Here is a 20,531-nt window from a genome sequence, read left to right on the forward strand (position 1 = left end):
CCTTGCGCGTTGTTCAAGACTGTAACCGACAGCGGTATGGCTTGAGACAGGCGTCCGCACCGCGAGATGGATCACAGGAGGGCCGCGCACGTGCTCGATGAAGTGGGGCAATGGCTGCGCAGCCGTTCATGGAACGCGGCCGACCGGCCGCTCGACCTGCTGCTGGCGGCCAAGCGCCGCAGCGCCACGACCGTCAGCGTCGTACTCCCCGCGCTGGACGAGGAGGCGACCGTCGGCGAGATCGTCTCGGTCATCCGCCGCGAGCTGGCCGCCGGCGCGGCCCCGCTGGTGGACGAGCTGGTCGTCGTGGACTCGGGCTCCACCGACCGCACGGCCGAGGTCGCCGCGGCGGCCGGTGCCAAGGTCGTCCACCGCGATGAGCTGCTGCCCCGGCTGCCGGCCCTGCCCGGCAAGGGCGAGGTGCTGTGGCGCTCGCTCCTGGCCACCAGCGGCGACATCGTCTGCTTCGTGGACGCCGACCTGCGCGACTTCTCGGCCGACTTCGTCTCCGGAATCGTCGGCCCGCTGCTGACCGAGCCCCGGCTCCAGTTCGTCAAGGCCATGTACGACCGCCCGCTGTGGGACAGCCCGGCGGGCGGCGGCCGGGTGACCGAGCTGGTGGCCCGGCCGCTGCTGAACCTGCACTGGCCGCTGCTGGCCGGCATGGTCCAGCCGCTGGGCGGCGAGTACGCGGTGCGCCGGGAGCTGCTGGAGCGGCTGCCGTTCCCGGTGGGCTACGGGGTCGAGCTGGCGCTGCTGATCGACGCGCTGGACCTGGTGGGCCTGGACGCGCTCGCGCAGGTGGACGTCGGCGTGCGCCGCCACCGGCACCAGGACGGGCAGGCGCTGGGCAGGATGGCGACGGCGATCTACGCGACGGCCCAGCGGCGGCTGCCCGGGACCGCCCCCGGCGGCCCCGCCACCGCCCCTGCCGCCGCCGGGGGTCTCCCGCTGACCCAGTTCGAGCGGGACCAGGCGGGCGCCTTCGTCCCGCGCGACCACCTCCTGCGCACCGAGGAGCGGCCACCGATGTGCACGGTGCCCGAGTACCGGCCGGGCTGGGCGGCCTGAAGCCCGCCCCGAGTGGCCGGGGGGCGGCTCGTACGGCCGCGCGTACGTTTGAGCGGTTCCGGCGGTGGCTAAGCTCCGCCCATGGTCGCTGGCACAACGTCGCAGGTACTCGTCGCGTCCAACCGGGGTCCCGTCTCCTTCTCACTGGACGGCGAGGGCTCGCTCACCGCCAAGCGCGGCGGCGGCGGCCTCGTCTCCGGCCTCTCCGCCATCGGGCCCGAGGCCGACGCGGTGTGGGTGTGCGCGGCGCTCGGCGAGGGCGACCGCGAGGCGGTACGCCGCCACGCGGGCAGGCTCGACCCCGCGGACACCGGCGGTCAGACCGTACGGATGCTCGACATCCCCGCCGCCACCTTCGAGGCCGCCTACCAGGGCATCGCCAACTCCGTACTGTGGTTCACCCACCACATGCTGTACCAGACCCCGCTGGAGCCCGCCTTCGACGTGGACTTCACGCGCCAGTGGGCGGCGTACGAGGAGTACAACGCGGCCTTCGCCGACGCGCTCGCCGAGGAGGCCGGCCGGGGCGCGACCGTCCTGGTGCAGGACTACCACCTCACGCTCGTCCCCGGACTGCTGCGCGAGCGCCGCCCCGACCTGCGCATCGGCCACTTCTCGCACACCCCCTGGGCCCCGGCCGACTACTACCGGCTGCTGCCCGACGAGGTGGCCGCGAGGGTGCTGCGCGGCATGCTCGGCGCCGACCGCACGGCCTTCCTCACCCGGCGCTGGGCACGGCTGTTCACCGAGTCCTGCGCCCGCGTGCTGGGAGCCACGGTCAGCGAGGCCGCGGGGCCGTCGGCGGAAGCGGAGACCCTCGCGACAGTGACCTACGAGGGCCGCACGACGCGGATCGGTGTCCACCCGCTGGGCGCGGACGGCGACTTCCTGCGCGAGCGCGCCTACCGCCCGGACGTGGACGAGCGCAGGGCACAGCTGCGCGAACAGATCGGCACGGCCCCGGAGGGCGGTCCGCGCCGCACCGTCGTACGGGTGGACCGCACCGAGCTGTCGAAGAACATCGTGCGCGGCCTGTACGCGTACCGCCGCCTGCTCCTGGACCACCCGGAGTGGCGCGAGCGCGTGGTGCACCTGGCGTTCGCCTACCCCTCGCGGCAGGACCTGTCGGTCTACCGCGACTACACCGCCGAGGTCTCGCGGGTCGCCGACGGCATCAACGCCGAGTTCGGCACCCCCGCCTGGACGCCGGTCGTCCTCCACGTCAAGGACGACTTCGCCCGCTCCCTGGCCGCCTACCGGCTGGCCGACGTGGCACTCGTCAACCCCATCAGGGACGGGATGAACCTGGTGGCCAAGGAGATCCCCGTGGTCTCCGAGGACGGCTGCGCACTGGTGCTCTCGCGGGAGGCCGGGGCTTACGAGGAGATGGGCGAGGACGCGCTCTGCGTGAACCCGTTCGACATCACCGCCACCGCCTCGGCCCTGCGGACGGCCCTCACGATGGACCCCGCCGAGCGCCAGGAACGCACCAAGCGCCTGGCGGCGACGGCCACCGCGCACCCGCCCACCCGCTGGTTCCTGGACCAGCTCACGCGGATCGCCGCCGCCGGCTGATCCCCGGAGGCCGGGCACCGGGGCCCGCGCCCGGCCCGGCGGCCGGTGCCCGTGCCCGTGCCCGTGCCCGTGCCCGTGCTACAGCCGTTCGGCCAGCTCCGTCAGGAAGGCCATCAGTCCCGCCGGTCCCGGCACGGTCACATCCGCCCGGAAGGTCAGTTCGGGCACCCGTTCGGCAGCGGCGTCGGGGGCGGCGTAGAGCAGCAGGCCCGGCACACCCTCCCCGCGCAGCGCCTCCACCGCGTCGTACGCCGCGACATCCCCGAGATCGTCCCCGCCATAGGCGACGACCCCCGCCCCCCGCTCGCGGACGAAGCCCCTGAGCGCGGAGCCCTTGTCGGCGCCGGGAGGCCGCAGTTCCAGCACGAGGCGGCCGGGCTCCACCATGAGCCCGTGCCGCTCGGCGAGCGCGTACAGGGGCTCGCGCAGCAGGGCGAACGCCGCCTCGGGAGACGCCGTGCGCCGGGTGTGGACGGCGACAGCGCGGCCCTTGTCCTCCGTCCAGGTGCCCTCGGGCGCGCCCAGGCGCTCCAGGAGCGAGGGAAGTTCGGCCCGCACGGCGGCGACCCCGGGCGGCGGCTCGGGAGCCCGGACCGCGCCGTCCGCCGCGTCCCAGCGCTCCGCACCGTACGCGCCCAGCACGGTGAGCCCCTCCAGCCCGCTCGCCCCTTCGAAACCGCCGTAGCGCACGGCGTCGGCGGCCGGGCGCCCCGTGATGACGGCGATGCCCCCCAGCCGGGGCGCGAGCCGGGCGAGCGCGGGGAGCGCGCGCGGGTGGGCGCGCGCGTCGCGCGGGTCGGGAACGATGGGTGCGAGCGTCCCGTCGAAGTCGAGGGCGAGCACGGCACGGGAGGGATCAGCGAGAAGCGCGGCCACCCCGGCCCGCCCCGCCTCGGTGACAACGTCAGGCAACGACATGCCGCGCACCTTAGCGACCCCCACCCGAAGGAGCGCGGGGAACGGCGCGCCCCGAAGGAGCGCGGGGAACGGCGCGATCGACCACAACCCACCCGCAGGCGGCCACAACGCGCGCCAGCCCCCACGGACGCCGTCCCCGTCACCGCGCCTCGCGCCCCCGCTCGCGCGCGCGGCGCAACCGGTTGACGGTCACAGGGGCGTACGCGACCGCGGCCTCCTCATCCAGCAACGCGTTCAGCAACTGGTAGTACCACACCGGGGACATACCGAGCCGCTCGCGTATGGCCCGTTCCTTGGCGCCGGGCGAGGACCACCCGCGAGCGGCGAAGTCGAGCACGGCGCGGTCCTCGTCCGTCAGCCCCGCGCCCCGCTCCTGCCCTGCGGCCTCGCGCTGCCCCGCGCTGCCGCCCTCCGTCCCGCTCATCCCTCCACGCTACCGGCGCACACCGACACCCCGCCCGGGCCGGGCAGCGCAGGGCGGCGCCCACCAGCGCGCGGAGGCGCGCGGAAACGCGCGAAGACGGCGGAAACGCACGAAGAGGCGTGGAAACGCACGAAGACGCGCAACAGCGCGCCCGGCACGCACGCCGGGCCCGCGACGGATCCGGGCTACCTCTCGGCCTTCTTGTCGGCCGCCTCGGCCTTCCGCTGGAGCCCGCTGAGGACCGCCTTGGGGTCGGCGCCCTTGAGGGCGGCCTTGCCGATGGTGGTCTTCAGCTCGGTGTTGATCGTGGCCCAGGAGACCTTGCCGACGGGGAAGAATTCGGCGCCGTTGAGCCGGTCCAAGAAGCGCCAGAGCTCCTTGTGCCTGGGGTCGCGCCGCATGCGTTCGGTCGTGGCGATGGTGACCGGCATCAGGTCGTAGCGGTCGGCGAAGGCGTAGTGGTTCTTCTCCTGGTAGACGAAGGAGAGGAACTTCCCGCATTCGACCCGGTGCCCGTTCTCCTTGAAGGCCATCATCCAGTCGGCGACGCCGAGGGTGCCGTCGGCCGCGCCGCCCTTGCCGGGGAGCTTGCCCGTGCCGTACTGAACGCTGTGCCGGTCGGCCTGGGGCATCAGCGTGGGGTGGCCGTTGAGCATGCCGACCTCGCCGCGGCCGAAGGCGTCGAACAGGTCCTGGCGGTTGGTGCGGTCGGGCCGGGGGTTGGTGAGGCCGGGGGCGACGAGGTTGTCGCGCAGCCAGGTGAACGCCTCGATGTTGCGGGGGGAGTTGATCGTGTAGTTGCCGACGCCGTCCACGTAGGAGCCGCCGTTGCTGATCATCCACATGTCGGCCTCGCTCTGGGCCTCCTCGGGGCCGAGCGGCAGCCCGTAGGGGATCTTCACGCCCGCCGCTTTGAGGGCCTTCGCGGCGGTCTTGAGGTCCTCCCAGCTCTTGGGGGGCGAGTCGGGGTCGAGACCGGCCTTGGCGAAGAGGCTCTTGTTGTAGAAGAGCAGCCGGGTGCTGGCCACGAAGGGCAGGCCGTACTGGACGCGGCGCACCTCGCCCGCCTCGGCGAGGGGGACGAGGAACGCGGCCTGCGCGGGTATGGGGAGCAGTTCGCTGACCTTGTAAAGCCGCCCCTCGGCAGCCCAGTTGGCGTAAGAATCGAGCTGGGCCATGTCCGGTACGTTGCCGGATTCGACCATCTCGTTGAGCTTCTTGCCGATCACGTTCCAGCTATGGACGGTGACCTCGACCTGGATGCCGGGATTCTTCTTGGTGAAGGCATCGGCGAGCGATTTCCAGTAGGTCTCGGAGCTGTTGTTGCCGCCCGGGTCCCCGTAGTCGGCGGCCACGAGTTTGAGCGTGACATCTCCGGAACCGGATCCGGCACCGCAACCGGACAGCGAGGTCAGCCCTGCCGCTCCGGCCACTCCGGAGGCGGTCATACCAAGGAAGCGCCGTCGTTCCATGTTCTCCACTACCCCTCAGAACCTGCTGCGTGCACCCCTGTTGGCACGTCAGCTCCGGCTCGGGTCCGGGGCGGTGAGTCTCCCTCCGGATGTGCCGCGGGGTCCATACCGGACCGGATACCGGTACGGATACGGACTCGTCTCCGACTGATTCCCCTTCGCGGGTTACCCGCGGTCCGGGTACGGACAAATTCCCTTTCCGCTCTTGCCAGTTGGCACATCCGCGTCGTGCCGGGCAGCGCTCCGGCGCGCCCGAATGCCCCTGGAAGGCGTCCGGAAAGCGCCCGTAAGGCATCCGGAAGGGATCCGAATGACGCTCGAAAGGCACCCGGAAGGCACCCGGAAGGGCATCTGGAAGGCGTCCGGAAGGCGCGCACGGGGAAGAAGATCCCCGGAGTGGACTAGACCTTTTCAAGGGAATCGCGGGAGACTGTGCGACGTGGATACCCCTGTTGAACCCGCGAGCGGCAAGGACCCGCGATACGTCATCGCCCTCGACGTCGGCGGCACCGGCATGAAAGCCGCGCTCATCGGCACCGGCAACGAACTGCTGCACGAGGTGCGCCGCGACACGGCGCGCGAGCGCGGCCCGGAGGCCGTGGCCGAGGGCGTCCTCGACTTCGCCGCCGAGCTGCGGGCCACCGGCCTGGAGCGGTTCGGCGCCGAGCCCGCGGCGGCCGGGGTAGCCGTGCCGGGCGTCATCGACGAGGAGCACGGCATCGCCGTCTTCGCCGCCAACCTCGGCTGGCGCGACCTCCCGCTGCGCGCCCTCCTGAGCGACCGGCTCGGGCAGGGCCGGTCGGCGGAGCTTCCGCCGCTGCCCGTCGCCCTGGGCCACGATGTGCGCACCGGCGGCCTGGCCGAGGGGCGCATCGGTGCGGGCGCGGGCGTGGACCGCTATCTGTTCGTGCCGCTGGGCACCGGCATCGCGGGCGCCATCGGCATCGGCACGACGGTCGAGCCGGGGGCGCACGGCAGCGCGGGGGAGATCGGGCACATCGTCGTACGCCCCGACGGGCCCCCGTGCGGCTGCGGGCAGCGAGGGTGCCTGGAGCGGCTGGCCTCCGCGTCGGCGGTCGGGCTGGCCTGGGCCGAGGCGTGCGGAGACCCGGGGGCCACGGCGGCCGACGCGGCCAAGGCCGTCGCATCGGGCGACCCGCGTGCCCAGGAAGTGTGGCGGGACGCCATCGACGCGCTGGCCACCGGCCTGGTCACCGGACTCACCCTGCTCGACCCCCGCACACTGATCATCGGCGGCGGCCTCGCCGAGGCGGGCGACACCCTCTTCGTTCCGCTCCGGGAGGCGGTACGCGAAAAGGTCACATTCCAGCCTCTCCCGGAAATCGTGCCCGCGGCCCTCGGGGATGCCGCGGGCTGCCTGGGCGCGGGACTTCTCGCCTGGGATCTTCTCTCCGCGGAGGTGGCGAGCCGATGAGCAAGCGAACGGTGCTGACCGGGGCCCGAGTGGTGCTGCCCGGCGGTGTGCGGGAGGGCGGCAGACTCACGGTCGAGGGCAGCCGCCTGGTCCCGACGGACACGGCGGACACGGCGGGGTCGGCGAGCACCGCTGACACGACGGACGCGAGAGGCGCGACGGACGCGAGAGGCGCGACGAGCGCATCGCGCACGTCCGGCGCGCGGCCGGACGACGCGGTGATCGACCTGTCCGGCCACTGGATCGTCCCCGGCTTCGTGGACATGCACGTGCACGGCGGCGGGGGCGCCTCCTTCTCGGCGGGCACCCACGAGGAGTCGCTGACCGTCATCGGCACCCATCGCGCGCACGGCACCACCACCATGGTCGCCTCCACGGTCACCGGGGATCTGGACGACCTGTGCCGGCAGGCCGGCTCGCTGAGCGAGCTGGCCGAACAGGGCGACTTGGCGGGCGTCCACTACGAGGGCCCGTTCATCGCCTGCGAGCGGCGCGGCGCGCACGAGGAGTCGCTGCTGCGCGACCCCGATCCGGCCGATGTGCGCAAGCTCGTGGAAGCCGCGCGCGGGCAGGCCCGGATGGTGACGCTCGCCCCGGAGCGCCCCGGCGGCCTGGACTCGGTGCGGCTGCTGGCCGAAAGCGGCGTCATCGCCGCCGTGGGGCACACCGACGGCACCTACGAGAGCACGCTCGCGGCCATCGAGGCGGGCGCGACGGTGGCCACCCACCTGTTCAACGCGATGCCGCCGCTGGGCCACCGGGAGCCGGGCCCGGTCGCCGCGCTGCTGGAGGACGAGCGGATCACCGTCGAGCTGATCAACGACGGCACCCATCTGCACCCGGCGGCCCTGAAGCTGGCCTTCCGCGCGGCGGGCCCGGCCCGGGTCGCCTTCATCACCGACGCGATGGGCGCCGCCGCCATGGGAGACGGCCGCTACCCGCTGGGCGGGCTGGAGGTCGAGGTGCGCGACGGGGTGGCACGGCTGGTGGAGGGCGACTCCATCGCCGGTTCGACGCTGACCTTGGACCACGCCTTCCGGCGCGCGGTGACCGTGGACAGGCTGCCGGTCACCGACGTGGTCGCGGCACTGTCCGAGAATCCGGCCCGGCTGCTGGGCGTGGACGGCGAAGTGGGCTCGCTGGAGCCGGGCAAATACGCCGATCTCGCGGTGTTCGACGAGGAGTTCGCGCTGGTCGGCGTCATGCGCCGCGGCGCGTGGGTGGTGTCCCCTGGAACGCTCTGAGCTGCCCCGGGGGCTCGCCCGGCGGCACATCCGATGGCATGATCACTGGCGCGCCCGCCCTTCGGGGCGGGGGCCCATGAGGCTGGTTCCGTTCGCTGATGAAGGTGGTGCGCGTCAATGATCCTGACTGTCACGCTCAATGCCGCGCTCGACCTCACCTACCACGTGCCCCGGCTCACCCCGCACGCGTCGCACCGCGTGCGGCAGGTGACCGAGCGCCCCGGCGGCAAGGGCCTGAACGTGGCCCGGGTGCTGGCCGCGCTCGGCTTCGAGACGGCCGTCACCGGCTTCGCCGGCGGGGATACGGGGCGCGAGCTGCGGGCCCTGCTCGCGGCGGACGCGGCGGGGGTGACGGACGCGCTGGTGGAGGTCTCCGGAAACACCCGGCGCACCGTGGGCGTGGTGGACGAGTCCACCGGCGACACCACCCAGCTCAACGAGCCGGGCCCGCACGTCGGCACCGCGGAGTGGGACGGCTTCCTCGACGCATACCGCGAGCTGCTGCACTCCGGTACCAAGGTGGTGGCGCTGTGCGGGAGCCTCCCGCCGGGCGTGCCCGTGGGCGCCTACGCGGAACTCGTACGCGAAGCCCGCACGGCCCGCACCCCGGTCCTCCTGGACACCAGCGGGGAGCCGCTGCGCCGGGGGCTGGCGGCCCGGCCCGACCTGGTCAAGCCCAACGCGCACGAGCTGGCCGGTATCACGGGCACTTCCGAGCCCCTGCGCGCCGCCCGCGCGGCGCAGCAGCGCGGCGCCCGCGCCGTGGCCGCGTCGCTGGGGGCCGACGGGATGCTGCTGGTGACCCAGGACGGCACCTGGAGTGCGGGGGTTCCCGAGCGGCTGGCGGGCAATCCCACCGGTGCGGGCGACTCGGCGGTGGCCGGGCTGCTGTCCGGACTGGCCGAGGGCCTGCCCTGGCCGGACCGGCTGGCGCGGGCGGTAGCGCTCTCGGCGGCGACCGTACGCTCCCCGGTGGCGGGCGAGTTCGACGAGCAGACCTACGCGCGGCTGCTGCCGTCGGTCAAGGTCCAGCAGGTCGATACGCCCTGAGCGCCGGATCTCCGGCAGGCCCGCGCCAGAAGCGGCGCGGGCCGCACGTCAGGTAGCTTCCGCTTCTCAGCACTCGCGCAGGTTCCGCTTCCCCGCACGTCACACAGGTTGCACGTCACGCGGGTTCCGTTTCCCCGGCGGAGCGGCTCCGCGTCAGTTCCGCTTCAGCCAGACCTTGTCGAGGTTGGCGTCGCACTGGTTTCCGGACTCGCACGAGATCTTCACCGAGTTGTCGCCCTTCTTGAGCTGAACGATCGACCACGTGGTCTGCCAGCCCTTGGACCAGTCGCCTTCCTCGGCCCCCGAGAAGTTCCTCATCTGGAGGGGGCGGCTCTCCGCCTTGCCGTTGACAGTGAGCGTGGCGTCCGCGTCCTTGCCGGGCACGCCGAAGCGGACGTACAGGCGGTACTGGCCCGGCGCCGGAACGTTCTTCATGTCCCAGGTCGCCGAAGCGCCCGGATTGTTCAGCCCCGCGACATAAGTGCCGTCCCGACCCTCGGCGCCCGGAATGTCCTTGGCGGCCTTGGTGCCACCGGCGAGGGTGAGGCTGGCCGCGTCCTCCTTCGGCAGTCCGGAGGGTGTTGGCTTGTCCTTCTTGTCGTCCTTCTTGCCGCCGTTGCCCTGGTCGGGCTTGCCGCCCGCCTGCTCGGACGAGCCGCTGCCGCCGTCGCTCTCGTTGCCCTGGGCGCGGTCACCGTCGTTGAAGATGATCGCCGCACCGATGCCGATGACCACGGCCGCGACGACGGCTATGGCGCCGACCAGCAGCCCGGTGCGGCTGCGCCGCCCGGAACCGTAGCCGCCCTGACCGGCCTGCTGCCGCGCCGCCGCGCGCCCGCCGGCCATCGTCTCGGGCGCCGCGTAGTGGGGGCTGGGCTGGTGGGGCGGCGGGGTCGGTGAGTACGACGAGGACCCCTGCTGCGGATAGCCGTAACCGCCGGTGCCGGATCCCTGCTGCGGGTAGCCGTAGCCGCCGCGCTGCTGCTGTTGCTGGGGGTATCCGTAGCCGTACTGCCGCTCGCCGACCGCACGGACCTGGTTGTACGAACGGCGGGGGACGCCGGGCTGCTGACCGGGAGAGGGAGCCTGCTGGGCGTCGCCCTCTTGCCGGTAGAGGTAGGCGAACGGGTCGTCTTCCGCTCCTGTACCCGGCTGGGAGGCGTCTCCACCCCCCGGCGTGGCGCCCGTGCCGTTGTTCTCGGCGGTCATCCCCTCACTCCCTACTACGTCAGGTATCCGGGCGAGCCTACCTCTCTTGGGCGAACCTCTTGTGGCGGTCGTAGCCGATCACCGAGGAAAGTGCTAACCCGCTCGGCGCTGACTCTTGGACCGCGACCGCTTCTCGATGTACATGCGCTGGTCAGCGGATTGCAGCACCTCTTCGGCTGTCATTCCGCAAGCGGCCCAGCCGATGCCGAAACTCGCGCCTACCCGCACATCTCTGCCGTCAACCCGGATCGGGGGAATGATGGCGTTCCGCAGCCGCACCGCGAGGTCCTGCGCCTCGGCCGGGCCGAGTCCGTCGGCGAGCACCACGAACTCGTCGCCGCCGAGCCGGGCCACGGTGTCGTTGTCCCGCACCCCGGCCGCGAGCCTGCGGGCCACCTCGATGAGGACGGCATCGCCGCAGTTGTGGCCGTAGCGGTCGTTGATGGACTTGAAGCCGTCCAAGTCGCAGAAGAGCACGGCGAGCCCCTTCTCGCCCGGCCCCTCCCCCTCGGGCGGCACCGCGTGCACGTGGTGGTCCCGCCCGCCCAGAGCGCCCGGCCCGCCCGGTGCGCCGAAAACCTGGCGCCCGCCCGCCGTGCCGGGGACGCCGTACAGGCCGGTGAACGGTTCCGGGGCCCCGGCCCACGGCTCCGTCTCCGGGCCCCCGGGGGATATCTCCCCCAGGCCGGCGAGGTCGAAGGGGAAGCCGCCGCTCTCGTAGCCGAAGGCCCCCTCGCCGAACGGGGACACCTCGCCCGGGGCTCCGCCGGGCGTGCCCTCCGCGCCCCCGCTGCGGCCCGGCAGGGAGCACAGCCTGCCGCTGAGCCGGGCCCGCAGTTCGGCGCTGTTGGGCAGGCCGGTCAGCGAGTCGTGGCTGGCGCGGTGCGCAAGCTGGAGTTCGTGCCGCTTGCGCTCCTCTATGTCCTCGACGTGGGTGAGCAGATAGCGGGGCCCGTCGGCGGTGTCGGCCACCACCGAGTTGCGCAGCGAGACCCACACGTAGGAGCCGTCGCGCCGGGCCAGCCGCAGCTCGGCCCGGCCGCCCTCGGCCGAGGTGCGCAGCAGCGTGCCGATGTCCTCGGGGTGGACCAGGTCGGAGAAGGAGCAGCGGCGCATGGCGGCGGCGGGGCGGCCCAGCAGCCGGCACAGCGCGTCGTTTATCCGCAGCAGCCGCCCGTGCTGGTCGCCGCCCATCTCGGCGACGGCCATGCCGCTGGGCGCGTACTCGAACGCCTGCCGGAAGCTTTCCTCGCTGGAGCGCAGCGCCTGCTGCTCGCGCTCCAGACGGACCAGCGCCCGCTGCATGTTCGAGCGCAACCGCGCGTTGCTGATCGCGATGGCGGCCTGCGAGGCGTACATCTGGAGCGCCTCACAGCCCCACGCGCCGGGGCGGCGGCCGTTGCGCGGCTTGTCGACGGAGAGCACGCCGAGGAGTTCGCCGTCGGAGGCGTACAGGGGTGCGAAGAGCCGGTCCATGGGGTGCCAGGCGTCGGGGCGGTCCCGGACGGTGCTGGGCGTGTGCCACTGCGGCACCTCGTCGTCGTCCAGGACCCAGCCCGCGGTGTACGGGATGAAGCGCAGCGCGCCCCACTGCTCGCCCATCGTCAGCCGCCGCTCCCAGGCCGGGCGGGGGCCGACGCGGCCCGCCATCATGGCCTCGGCCGCGGGGCTGCCGGCCACCGCGGCGACGACGAGATCGCCGTCGGCACGCACCAGGTTCACCGCGGCGATCTCGAAGCCGAGTCCTTCGACCACCCCGTCGGCCACGGTCTGAAGGGTGTCGGCGAGGCTGCGGGCGGTATTGAGCTGCGCCACGACTTGGTGCAGCTGACGCAGACTGGCGAGGCGGACATAAGGCTCCGACTCGGTTTCCATCGCCCTCCCCTGCTGAGCCTCGTACCTCAACTCCAGCGTTCGCGGGTCTTTCTCCCCGGCGTTCGTTCTGCCGTTTGCACACTGCGACTGCCACCGCCACTGAATCACAGCGAGCTGTTCACCCGGTACACAGGGTCAACAATTAATGCCCTCTGTGACTCAAGTCACAACAGTGTGCGACTAGTTGACTGCGCCGCGTACGCCGGGCGCGATCCCCGGCACAGCGGGGATGGGAGCGGTTCCGGCGGGCTGCCGGAGCGGCTCCCGGGGCGGACGCGGAATCGACTCGAAAGAGGCCCTCTCCCCCGGGCACCGCCCAGAGCGCCGTCACAAGACCTCCACGAGGTCCGCACGGGATTTTCGCGCGATTCCGGCGACAGCGCGCCCCGCGGGAAGGCAGGGGGGCTTCGCGGACGCTCGGGGAGGACCGCGCGGGACCCCGGGAGGGCCGCACTCGGGCCTCGGGTCCTAGTCCCCGCCTGGTCCCGGAGGCCGATGCGGCGGCCGGGAGGAGATCGTTAGCGTGGCCATGTGTCTCACGCAGTGCAGCAGCAGATGACCCCCGCACCCCAGCAGATGCCCCATGCTGAGGGGGTGAGCGACGAGGAGTTCCGCGCGGCCATGGCGCGGCTGGCCGCCGGGGTGGTGCTCGTCACGGCGCACGATGCCGAGGAGTCGGCGCGCGGCGAGGACGTCGGCATGACGGCCACCGCCTTCATGTCCGTCTCCCTGGAGCCCCCGCTGGTGCTGATCAGCGTGCGCACCGATTCGCGGATGGACGAGCTGCTGACCCGCCAGGACCTCTGGGCGGTGTCCCTGCTGACGGACGCCCAGCACAAGACCGCCGGTCGCTTCGCAATGAAGGCGCGGCTCAGCGACCGGCTCCTTTTCAAGGAACTCCCGCACAGGCACGGCGCGGCCACGGGCGCTCCCCTGGTGGACGACGCGCTCGCCGCGATCGAGTGCCGCACCGAACAGCGGGTGGCGGCGGGTGACCACACCCTGGTCATCGGCCGCGTCCTGGCGACCCACCTGACGCAGGGCGAAGGCGGCCCGCTGACCTACTTCCAGGGCCGCTACCGGTCCCTGCGCTGACCCGCCAGAGCCGACCCGCCAGACCTGACCCGCCGCCGCGGCCCGGCGGAAGGGAGAGCAGGGTCCGGCGGCGGGCGTCAGTCCCAACCGCGGCCGGTGCGGCCCCGCTTGAGGTCGCCGCGCTGCTTCTTCTGCCGCAGGCGGCGCTCGTTGATGCCACGGGGCACCTTCTTCGCGCGGCGCGGCGGCGGAGGCGGAGCCGTCGCTTCCGCGAGCAGCGCGGCCATGCGCACGGCGGCCGTCTCCCGGTTGCGCCACTGGGAGCGGTGCTCGCCGGCCCGTACGACCAGCACGCCGCCGTCCACCAGCCGGTCGGCCAGCCGCTCCAGCGCGCGGCGCTTCCACACCTCGGGGAGCGCGGAGGTGGCCGCGAGGTCGAAGCGCAGTTCGGCCCGGCTGTCGCTGGTGTTCACATGCTGTCCGCCGGGCCCCGACGAGCGCGAGAAACGCCACGTCAGCTCGGCCTCCGGCAGGGAGACCGAGCCACGGATGAGATAGGGACCGGACATGGGTTCCATGGTCGGCCCTTGGCACGTCCCCGTCATCCGCTTTTACCGAGTCGCGTCCGGCTCTGCCGAGGCGGCGGTCGGGTTCCGCCGAGCCGGCGGTCCGGTTCCGGGGAGTCGCGGTCCGGTTCCGGGGAGTCGCGGTCCGGTTCTGCCGAGGCGCCGCAGCTTGTGCCGAGGCGCGTCCGGCCGGTGAACGTAAAGAAGGCAAAGAAAGCTGGAACCCGTCCGTCCCCCGGCTGCGTTGTGGAGGGTGTGAGGCCGTGGACCCTGTGTGCGGCCGAGGGCCTCGCACCCGGTCCTCCGGGAGATCCCCGACAGATCCAAGATCGCGACAGAAGGGCACACCCCATGGCTGTAAGCCTGTCCAAGGGCGGCAACGTCTCGCTCACCAAGGAGGCACCGGGCCTGACCGCCGTCACGGTCGGCCTCGGCTGGGACGTGCGCACCACCACCGGCACGGACTTCGACCTCGACGCCAGCGCCATCGCGGTCACGGCGGAGGGCAAGGTCTACTCGGACCAGCACTTCATCTTCTTCAACAACAAGGCCACCCCGGACCAGTCGATCGTGCACACGGGCGACAACGTCACGGGTGAGGGCGAAGGCGACGACGAGCAGATCAAGGTCAACCTGGCCGGGCTGCCCGCCGAGATCGACAAGATCGTCTTCCCGGTCTCCATCTACGACGCCGAGACCCGCAGCCAGAACTTCGGCCAGGTGCGGAACGCGTTCATCCGCATCATCAACCAGGCCGGCGAGGCCGAGATCGCCCGCTACGACCTGAGCGAGGACGCCGCCACCGAGACCGCCATGGTCTTCGGCGAGCTGTACCGCAACGGCGCCGAGTGGAAGTTCCGCGCCGTCGGCCAGGGCTACGCCTCCGGCCTGGTGGGCATCGCCCAGGACTTCGGCGTCAACGTCTGAGCACCCGGCCACGGCGCCCGGGACCACGTGCCGCGCGGCAGCCGGCCGCGCGCCCACGGGTGACACCACGCACGGCGACCCGGCGGCACCGCACACGGTGACGAGGTGGCGCTCCCTCAACGCGGGGAGCGCCACCCGCCCGTGCCGCCGGGCATGGCACCATCGGCCCGTGCTCGATATCGGCTACGCGCTCTCCCACCGCTTTCCCGACCCTCCGCAGACGGATTACCGCACGGCGGATGTACGGGCGCTGCGCCACGACCTCTTCTGCGGTGACGTGTACCTCGCCGACACCGCAACCGACCGCGAACTGTCCACAGCCTGGGGATGGGTGCCGGTCCTCGACTTCGCCTGGGCACTGTGCGCCATCGCCGAGGAACTGGACCGCGACCCCCTCGGCGCCCGCTCCCCCGGCCCCCACCACGCCGAGCTGGACTTCACCGAGTCCACCGAGCGCCTGCGCTTCACCCGCCGCTTCGGCTGGGTGGAGATCACCGCCGACTGGACCGCCGACCGGGGGGCAGGTGAGAAGGCCGCGAGGACAAAGGCCGGGGCGACCCGGGGAGGCGACGCCGCCCCGCTCTCCTTCTCCCACAAAGAGCTGCGCCGCGAGGCCCGCGACTTCCTCCACGACCTGCTCGCCGACCTCACCGACATGCACGAGGGCCTGGACGCCAACCCCGCTATCTGGGACCTGTCGGCCCGCTTCCCGCGCGTCTAGGGCCCCTCGCCCACCCCCTCGGCCCACCGCTCGCGCCCCCGGCCCGCTCTTCCTAGGGTGGGAGAGCGAGCCGGAAGAAGGTCGAGCGAGGTGGAGCCCATGGGCCAGCCCTACGAACAGCGCCGCGAGAAGCAGGCCGAGCAGCAGATCCTCGGCCGGGTCAAGCAGCTGGTCGAGGACGAGCACCGGCTGCGCGAGCAGCTCGCACAGGGGCAGCTGACCACCGCCGAGGAGCACGCGGCCCTGCGCGGTGTGGAGCACGAGCTTGACCAGTGCTGGGACCTGCTGCGCCAGCGCCGAGCCAAGCGGGAGTCCGGCGGCGACCCGGGCGACGCCTCGGTACGCCCCACCTCAGAGGTGGAGGGCTACCTCTCCTAGCGCTCTTGGCCTCTGGGTGCCCGCGCTGGTGTGGATGCCGATCTTCAGGCCCTTGGAGCGCCCAGTCTGTTGCGGGTGGCACGGCATAAGACGGTGGGGCGCATGCCGTTCCTCCTCCTCGCTCAACCGCTCTATCGCCATGTACGCGACAGTGAGGATTCACCGTAGAGCCGCGTTCGGCCTTGTTGGAGCCCCGGGACGGGGGCGCGGAAAAATGTTGATTCGCGGGGAATCGCGAGGGAGGACTCGCGAGGGGGCTCGCGGGGCGAACGACGCCCGCCCCGTTCACGCCTCCACCCGCACCCCGATCTGCGCGGCGAACGCCGGGGCCAGATCCATCAGCTGGGCCGGACTGATGACCGCGCCCGCCAGCCGGTCCACTCCCGTCGCGATGTCCAGCTCCGTCACCCCTCGCAGGTCCACATCCTTGAGCCGCGCCTGGTTCAGCTCGGCCCGGCGCAGCACACAGTCCCGGAAGGCCACCCGTTCCAGAGCGGCGCCGCCGAAATCCGGCTCGTTCAGCACACAGCCCTCGAAGGTCACGTCCATGAGCCGGGCCTGCCGAAGATTCAGGAAGTCGATCTTGCCGCCCCGCACCAGCACCCGGTTCAACCGCGCCCCGTGCAGCTGAACGCCCCCCAGCCGGGCATCCAGCAGCTCCACGTCTCTCAGCTCGGCGCCGGCCAGATCCGTACCGACGCCCCACACCCCCTCCAGCACCGAGTCGAGCACCCGCAGCCGCCCGAGCGCCGCCTCGTCGAGCGCGCAGCCGTACATCCCCGAGTCGAGCAGGGTCGCCCCCGCGCCCTCGGCGCCGCTCAGATCGAGCCCTTCGAAGCGCACCCCGTCGTAATCCCCGTCGGGCTCCAGCCCCTGCCCCTCGTAGGGCCGCAGCTCCGGCAGGCTGATCTCCGGGAGCCGCGCCTCGCGCACTGCTGACTTCGCCATGCCCTCATCGTGCCGACCGCCACTGACACTGACACCCCGTCAGCCCGGCAGCCCCTCCCTTCGCTCCCCCTCCCCCCTACGGCCCCCTCACCCCCTCATTGCGGCCCTCCTCGCGATCCCCTCATGCGCCGAATCCGGCCTCTTCCACAAGCGCGAGCCGAGAGGGACGAATATCTCACTTTGACCACCAAAAGGGTATTGACACCAGTCGTGCACACGTTCCCCACCACGGAAACAGCGCAGGCACACCGCACGCTGGAGACGAGGACCACTTCCCGGAAGGTCCCGCCGGTCCCCTCACCGGCGTTCACTGGCCTAGCGTTTCCCTATGACCTCGAAGCGGAAGCGATGGCTTGCCGGTACCGCCCTGCTGTGCGCTATGGCTGTGGCGGCGGGGGCACTGCTGCTCAGGGAGTGGCAGCGCCACATAACCGAGCCCCTGGTCATCCACCAGGGATGGCGCGCCTCGCAGGTGTACAAGGCGGCCGACAAGGCACTGTCCGTGCCCGGCGGTACGACGGAGAAGGCCGCCGAGCGCGCCGCCCGCGAGGGCAAGCTGAAGCTCCCCGAGGCAGCGAAGGGCAACCCGGAGGGCTACCTCTATCCGGCCACGTATCACGTGAAACGCGACACATCCCCCGAGGCACTGGTCACCCGGATGTCCAAGGCCGCGCACCGCCACCTGAACGCGGCGGACTCCACGGACTACGAGTCCCTCATCATCGCCAGCATCATCCAGGCAGAGGCCGACAACCCCGAGGACATGGCCAAGGTCGCCCGCGTCATAAACAACCGCCTCAAGCGCGACATGCCCCTCCAGATGGACTCCAGCATCAACTACGCCCTGGACCGGTCCACCCTCAACACCTCCATCGCCGACACCCACATCAGCTCCCCCTACAACACCTACCGCCACAAGGGCCTCCCACCGACCCCCATCAACAACCCCGGCCCCGAAGCTCTCAAGGCCACCAAGAACCCCGCAAAGGGTGACTGGCTCTATTTCGTCACCGTGAAGCCCGGCGACACCCGCTTCACGGCGGACTACGACGAGCACAAAAAGTGGGTGACGGAGTTCAACACCGAGCAGCGGAACGGCGCTTGAGCCGCCGGGGCGCCGGGCCCACCAGGGGGCGGCTCGCGGCGCGCCTCTCCAGGAGGTACCCGGGAAGTACCCAGAAGAGGTACCCGGCGGCAACCGACCGGACTTCGCCGCTGTACCGCAAGGGCAAACCCGGGATCGCCGTCAGCCCACGGTCGGGAGCGGCGAGGAGGTGCGGGGGCGATGGGCCCGAATGTCCACACGACGTCCATCGGGATCGCGAGCTGTCATCGTCCACTGCGTGGGCAGCGTTTCGATACGCCCGACCGGCCATCCGGCACCCAGGACGCGCTCGCGCATCTCTTCCAGCTGAGCGTACGCACCCAAGCGCAGCCCCCACCCCGCCCGGCCGAGGGGATCTAGGGCCTGCTGCGAAAGTCGATCAAGGTCATAGGTGATCACTGACCGTGGGGCGAGGTGATCTGACGAACGGCCAGTGGGAGCGGCTGGAAGGGCTGTTGCCCGTGGGCAAGAAGCCTGGCCGCCCGCGGACCTGGACTCATCGTCAACTGATCGACGGCATACGGTGGCGAACCCGGACCGGCGCTCCATGGCGCGATCTTCCGGAGCGATACGGGCCATGGGATCGGGCCTACGACCTGTTCCGGCGGGGGCAGCGTGACGGCACGTGGAAGCGGATTTTCGAGCAGTCGCAGGCCAAGGCTGACGCAAAATGCCTGATCACCTGGGATGTGAGCGTGGAATCCACTGTCGCGCGCGCCCACCAGCACGCTGCCGGGGGCCCGTAAAAGGGGGGATCTCCAAAAGGGGCCACCCGGAGGCATCGACCTTGAGCCCGACGACCACGGTCTCGGGCGCTCGCGCGGCGGGCTGACCACCAAGCTGCATCTGGCGGTCGAGCAGAGGCAGAAGCCGCTGTCCCTGCTGGACACCGCCGGTCAGTGGCACGACAGCCCGCAGTTCCAGCTGGTCTTGGAGGGCATCCGCGTGCCCCGTATCGGCCCCGGCCGGCCGCACGACAAGCCGGACAAGGTCCGCGCCGATAGGGCGTATGGTTCCCGCGCGAACCGCGCCTACCTGCGCAGACGCGGCATCCGCTGCACCATCCCGGAGAAGGCCGATCAGATCCGCAACCGCCGGAACCTCGGTCACCGTGGCGGTCGATCGCCCAAGTTCGACAAGGCCGACTACAGAGAGCGCCACGCCGTCGAGTGCGGCATCAATCGCCTCAAGAGGCACCGCGCGGTCGCGACCCGGTATGACAAGCTCGCCGTCCGCTACGAGGCGACCGTGCTGGTTGCAGTCCTCAACGAGTGGCTGTGAGCCGGCCCGTCGCGGTGGTCGGCAGCGGTGATGAGCTGGTCGAGCCGGCGCAGTGTGTGGGTCATTTCCTCGACCCTGGCCGCGAGGTGGCCGCGTTCGGTGTGCAGCATGCGGCGCTGTGCGACGGTGGTGCGGCCGTGGTTCACGCAGGGCAGCAGTGCCGCGATGGAACGGCTGCTGAGGCCAGCCGCGTAGAACCGCTGGAACAGGCGCACCACCTCGACGGTTTCCTCGGTGTAGAGGCGCTGTCCCGACGGTGTACGTTCCGGGCTGAGCAAGCCTTGTTCCTCGTAGTAGCGCAACGCGCGCACGCTCACACCGGCCCGCCGAGCGAGCTCTCCGATCTTCATCGCCCCGTTTCCCCTTTCCCGCGCTTGACTCTCACGTTGGCGTGAGGTTTTAGCGTAGCGGGCATGGACATTCGAAACGAGATTGCGCTGGTCACAGGCGCGAACCGGGGTATCGGGCACAGCTTCGTCACCGAGTTGCGCAGCAGGGGCGTCAAAAAGATCTACGCGGCCACTCGCCGGCCCGAGACCATCCCGGAGATGCCCGGAGTCGTCCCGCTGATGCTCGACGTCACCGATGACGCGTCCGTTGCCCGGGCCGCGGTCACGGCCGGCGACACGACACTGCTCGTCAACAACGCCGGGGTGTCGACCTTCGCCCGGCTCACTGACGGCGCGGAGGAAGACATCCGGCTGGAGATGGAGACCAACTTCTTCGGCACCCTGCGCATGGTGCGTGCCTTCGCGCCGGTCCTGGGTGCCAATGGCGGCGGTGCCGTGCTGAACGTGTTGTCGGTCATGGCGTGGATGGCGTACGAACACTCCAACAGCTACGGGGCGTCCAAGGCCGCAACCTGGGCGCTGACCAACGGCATCCGGTACGAACTCGCTGGTCAGGGCACCCAGGTCACGGCACTTGCCATGGCAAGCGTCGACACCGACATGATGGCCAGCATCGAGGATGAGAAATCGGCCCCCGATGTGATCGCCAAGGCGGCGTTGGACGGCCTTGAGGCCGGTTCTCTCGAAGTGCTGGCCGACGGGCGGACGGCCCAGTGGAAGTCCCGGCTCGGCGAGGACCCGGCCCTTTTGTACCCGCAACTGTCCGCACACGACGCCGCCAAGCCGTAAGCCCAAACCGCCCGGGACAGGTGTGAACACCCGCGGCCACCGTCCCGGGCGCGGCACCGCTCCTCAAGTGCACTTTCGCAACAGGCCCTAGATCAGCGGCAGGTGCGGTAGCGGTTTTAACGACCATCAAGCGGCCGTTCCCGCCAACATTGATGACC

General features: G+C 71.6%; 20 protein-coding genes. 12 read left to right on the forward strand and 8 right to left on the reverse strand.

From position 1 onward, the window contains the following. Positions 1-90: 90 nt before the first annotated feature. Positions 91-1,071, forward strand: a complete 981-nt coding sequence (locus ABD339_RS20205; protein WP_344567796.1) for a glucosyl-3-phosphoglycerate synthase — start codon at positions 91-93, stop codon at positions 1,069-1,071. A gap of 81 nt (positions 1,072-1,152) precedes the next feature. After that, complete coding sequence (locus ABD339_RS20210; RefSeq protein ID WP_344567797.1) at positions 1,153-2,646, forward strand: alpha,alpha-trehalose-phosphate synthase (UDP-forming); 1,494 nt, start codon at positions 1,153-1,155, stop codon at positions 2,644-2,646. 78 nt (positions 2,647-2,724) lie between these two features. On the opposite strand, the gene otsB is transcribed toward ABD339_RS20210, so the two are convergent. The 3 genes from otsB to ABD339_RS20225 all read right to left on the reverse strand — a co-directional run bounded on the left by otsB (position 2,725) and on the right by ABD339_RS20225 (position 5,460). Then, on the reverse strand, positions 2,725-3,564 hold the full coding sequence (gene otsB / locus ABD339_RS20215) for a trehalose-phosphatase (protein ID WP_344567798.1): 840 nt from the start codon (positions 3,562-3,564) through the stop codon (positions 2,725-2,727). 139 nt (positions 3,565-3,703) lie between these two features. Next, positions 3,704-3,988 carry a DUF3263 domain-containing protein gene (locus ABD339_RS20220; RefSeq protein WP_344567799.1) on the reverse strand — a complete coding sequence of 95 codons (285 nt, stop codon included), beginning with the start codon at positions 3,986-3,988 and terminating at the stop codon, positions 3,704-3,706. 185 nt (positions 3,989-4,173) lie between these two features. Continuing rightward, a complete protein-coding gene (locus ABD339_RS20225; protein WP_344567800.1) occupies positions 4,174-5,460 on the reverse strand; it encodes an extracellular solute-binding protein in 1,287 nt (428 codons plus the stop codon). Between the two features lie 514 nt (positions 5,461-5,974). Between ABD339_RS20225 and ABD339_RS20230 the strand changes: the two genes are divergently transcribed. From ABD339_RS20230 to ABD339_RS20240, 3 genes are all read left to right on the forward strand, one after another. After that, the gene (locus ABD339_RS20230) at positions 5,975-6,895 is read left to right on the forward strand and encodes an ROK family protein (RefSeq protein WP_344567933.1); all 921 of its coding nucleotides are present in this window, start codon (positions 5,975-5,977) and stop codon (positions 6,893-6,895) included. Continuing rightward, positions 6,892-8,139, forward strand: a complete 1,248-nt coding sequence (nagA, locus tag ABD339_RS20235; protein WP_344567801.1) for an N-acetylglucosamine-6-phosphate deacetylase — start codon at positions 6,892-6,894, stop codon at positions 8,137-8,139. The genes ABD339_RS20230 and nagA overlap by 4 nt, the downstream gene beginning before the upstream one ends. Before the next feature lie 117 nt (positions 8,140-8,256). Then, positions 8,257-9,189 (forward strand): 1-phosphofructokinase family hexose kinase, encoded by a 933-nt coding sequence (locus ABD339_RS20240; RefSeq protein WP_344567802.1) that lies wholly within the window; start codon positions 8,257-8,259, stop codon positions 9,187-9,189. A gap of 153 nt (positions 9,190-9,342) precedes the next feature. Here the strand turns inward: ABD339_RS20240 and ABD339_RS20245 are convergent, their stop codons facing one another. After that, positions 9,343-10,398: a carbohydrate-binding protein gene (locus ABD339_RS20245; protein ID WP_344567803.1), complete on the reverse strand. Its 1,056-nt coding sequence runs from the start codon at positions 10,396-10,398 to the stop codon at positions 9,343-9,345. Between the two features lie 93 nt (positions 10,399-10,491). Then, positions 10,492-12,273: a diguanylate cyclase CdgB gene (gene cdgB, locus ABD339_RS20250; RefSeq protein WP_344567804.1), complete on the reverse strand. Its 1,782-nt coding sequence runs from the start codon at positions 12,271-12,273 to the stop codon at positions 10,492-10,494. Positions 12,274-12,828: 555 nt separating this feature from the next. On the opposite strand from cdgB, the gene ABD339_RS20255 reads away from it, so the two are divergent. Continuing rightward, positions 12,829-13,368 (forward strand): flavin reductase family protein, encoded by a 540-nt coding sequence (locus ABD339_RS20255; protein ID WP_344567934.1) that lies wholly within the window; start codon positions 12,829-12,831, stop codon positions 13,366-13,368. A gap of 77 nt (positions 13,369-13,445) precedes the next feature. Here the strand turns inward: ABD339_RS20255 and arfB are convergent, their stop codons facing one another. Continuing rightward, positions 13,446-13,886: an alternative ribosome rescue aminoacyl-tRNA hydrolase ArfB gene (gene arfB, locus ABD339_RS20260; protein WP_344567805.1), complete on the reverse strand. Its 441-nt coding sequence runs from the start codon at positions 13,884-13,886 to the stop codon at positions 13,446-13,448. 339 nt (positions 13,887-14,225) lie between these two features. On the opposite strand from arfB, the gene ABD339_RS20265 reads away from it, so the two are divergent. From ABD339_RS20265 to ABD339_RS20275, 3 genes are all read left to right on the forward strand, one after another. Further along, positions 14,226-14,801 carry a TerD family protein gene (locus ABD339_RS20265; protein ID WP_344567806.1) on the forward strand — a complete coding sequence of 192 codons (576 nt, stop codon included), beginning with the start codon at positions 14,226-14,228 and terminating at the stop codon, positions 14,799-14,801. A gap of 169 nt (positions 14,802-14,970) precedes the next feature. After that, a complete protein-coding gene (locus tag ABD339_RS20270; RefSeq protein WP_344567807.1) occupies positions 14,971-15,522 on the forward strand; it encodes a hypothetical protein in 552 nt (183 codons plus the stop codon). A gap of 99 nt (positions 15,523-15,621) precedes the next feature. Continuing rightward, positions 15,622-15,900 carry a DUF2630 family protein gene (locus ABD339_RS20275; protein WP_344567808.1) on the forward strand — a complete coding sequence of 93 codons (279 nt, stop codon included), beginning with the start codon at positions 15,622-15,624 and terminating at the stop codon, positions 15,898-15,900. 285 nt (positions 15,901-16,185) lie between these two features. On the opposite strand, the gene ABD339_RS20280 is transcribed toward ABD339_RS20275, so the two are convergent. Continuing rightward, entirely contained in the window at positions 16,186-16,848 is a 663-nt protein-coding gene (locus tag ABD339_RS20280; protein WP_344567809.1) for a pentapeptide repeat-containing protein, read from the reverse strand. A gap of 328 nt (positions 16,849-17,176) precedes the next feature. Between ABD339_RS20280 and mltG the strand changes: the two genes are divergently transcribed. Further along, complete coding sequence (gene mltG / locus ABD339_RS20285) at positions 17,177-17,953, forward strand: endolytic transglycosylase MltG (RefSeq protein WP_344567810.1); 777 nt, start codon at positions 17,177-17,179, stop codon at positions 17,951-17,953. A 404-nt stretch (positions 17,954-18,357) separates the two neighbouring features. Next, positions 18,358-19,234, forward strand: a protein-coding gene (locus ABD339_RS20290; protein ID WP_344567811.1) for an IS5 family transposase whose coding sequence is annotated in 2 segments (ribosomal slippage) — positions 18,358-18,687 and positions 18,689-19,234 — 876 coding nt in all. Because the reading frame shifts where the segments join, the coding sequence is not laid out codon by codon here. Here the strand turns inward: ABD339_RS20290 and ABD339_RS20295 are convergent. After that, a complete protein-coding gene (locus ABD339_RS20295) occupies positions 19,189-19,584 on the reverse strand; it encodes a MerR family transcriptional regulator (RefSeq protein WP_344567812.1) in 396 nt (131 codons plus the stop codon). The two genes, ABD339_RS20290 and ABD339_RS20295, sit on opposite strands and share 46 nt — an antisense overlap. A 63-nt stretch (positions 19,585-19,647) precedes the next feature. On the opposite strand from ABD339_RS20295, the gene ABD339_RS20300 reads away from it, so the two are divergent. Further along, positions 19,648-20,373 (forward strand): SDR family oxidoreductase, encoded by a 726-nt coding sequence (locus tag ABD339_RS20300; protein WP_344567813.1) that lies wholly within the window; start codon positions 19,648-19,650, stop codon positions 20,371-20,373. Positions 20,374-20,531 lie beyond the last annotated feature (158 nt).

The organism is Streptomyces axinellae, from assembly GCF_039532135.1.
GTDB classification, from domain to species: Bacteria; Actinomycetota; Actinomycetes; order Streptomycetales; family Streptomycetaceae; genus Streptomyces; species Streptomyces axinellae.

Coding starts and splice junctions, on each gene's coding strand:
- ABD339_RS20275 (WP_344567808.1), top strand. CDS start 15,622: ATGGGCCAGCCCTACGAACAGCGCCGCGAGAAGCAGGCCGAGCAGCAG.
- ABD339_RS20220 (WP_344567799.1), bottom strand. CDS start 3,988: ATGAGCGGGACGGAGGGCGGCAGCGCGGGGCAGCGCGAGGCCGCAGGG.
- ABD339_RS20295 (WP_344567812.1), bottom strand. CDS start 19,584: ATGAAGATCGGAGAGCTCGCTCGGCGGGCCGGTGTGAGCGTGCGCGCG.
- ABD339_RS20265 (WP_344567806.1), top strand. CDS start 14,226: ATGGCTGTAAGCCTGTCCAAGGGCGGCAACGTCTCGCTCACCAAGGAG.
- nagA (WP_344567801.1), top strand. CDS start 6,892: ATGAGCAAGCGAACGGTGCTGACCGGGGCCCGAGTGGTGCTGCCCGGC.
- mltG (WP_344567810.1), top strand. CDS start 17,177: ATGACCTCGAAGCGGAAGCGATGGCTTGCCGGTACCGCCCTGCTGTGC.
- ABD339_RS20245 (WP_344567803.1), bottom strand. CDS start 10,398: ATGACCGCCGAGAACAACGGCACGGGCGCCACGCCGGGGGGTGGAGAC.
- ABD339_RS20300 (WP_344567813.1), top strand. CDS start 19,648: ATGGACATTCGAAACGAGATTGCGCTGGTCACAGGCGCGAACCGGGGT.
- otsB (WP_344567798.1), bottom strand. CDS start 3,564: ATGTCGTTGCCTGACGTTGTCACCGAGGCGGGGCGGGCCGGGGTGGCC.
- ABD339_RS20225 (WP_344567800.1), bottom strand. CDS start 5,460: ATGGAACGACGGCGCTTCCTTGGTATGACCGCCTCCGGAGTGGCCGGA.
- ABD339_RS20230 (WP_344567933.1), top strand. CDS start 5,975: ATGAAAGCCGCGCTCATCGGCACCGGCAACGAACTGCTGCACGAGGTG.
- ABD339_RS20240 (WP_344567802.1), top strand. CDS start 8,257: ATGATCCTGACTGTCACGCTCAATGCCGCGCTCGACCTCACCTACCAC.
- ABD339_RS20255 (WP_344567934.1), top strand. CDS start 12,829: ATGACCCCCGCACCCCAGCAGATGCCCCATGCTGAGGGGGTGAGCGAC.
- arfB (WP_344567805.1), bottom strand. CDS start 13,886: ATGGAACCCATGTCCGGTCCCTATCTCATCCGTGGCTCGGTCTCCCTG.
- ABD339_RS20210 (WP_344567797.1), top strand. CDS start 1,153: ATGGTCGCTGGCACAACGTCGCAGGTACTCGTCGCGTCCAACCGGGGT.
- cdgB (WP_344567804.1), bottom strand. CDS start 12,273: ATGGAAACCGAGTCGGAGCCTTATGTCCGCCTCGCCAGTCTGCGTCAG.
- ABD339_RS20280 (WP_344567809.1), bottom strand. CDS start 16,848: ATGGCGAAGTCAGCAGTGCGCGAGGCGCGGCTCCCGGAGATCAGCCTG.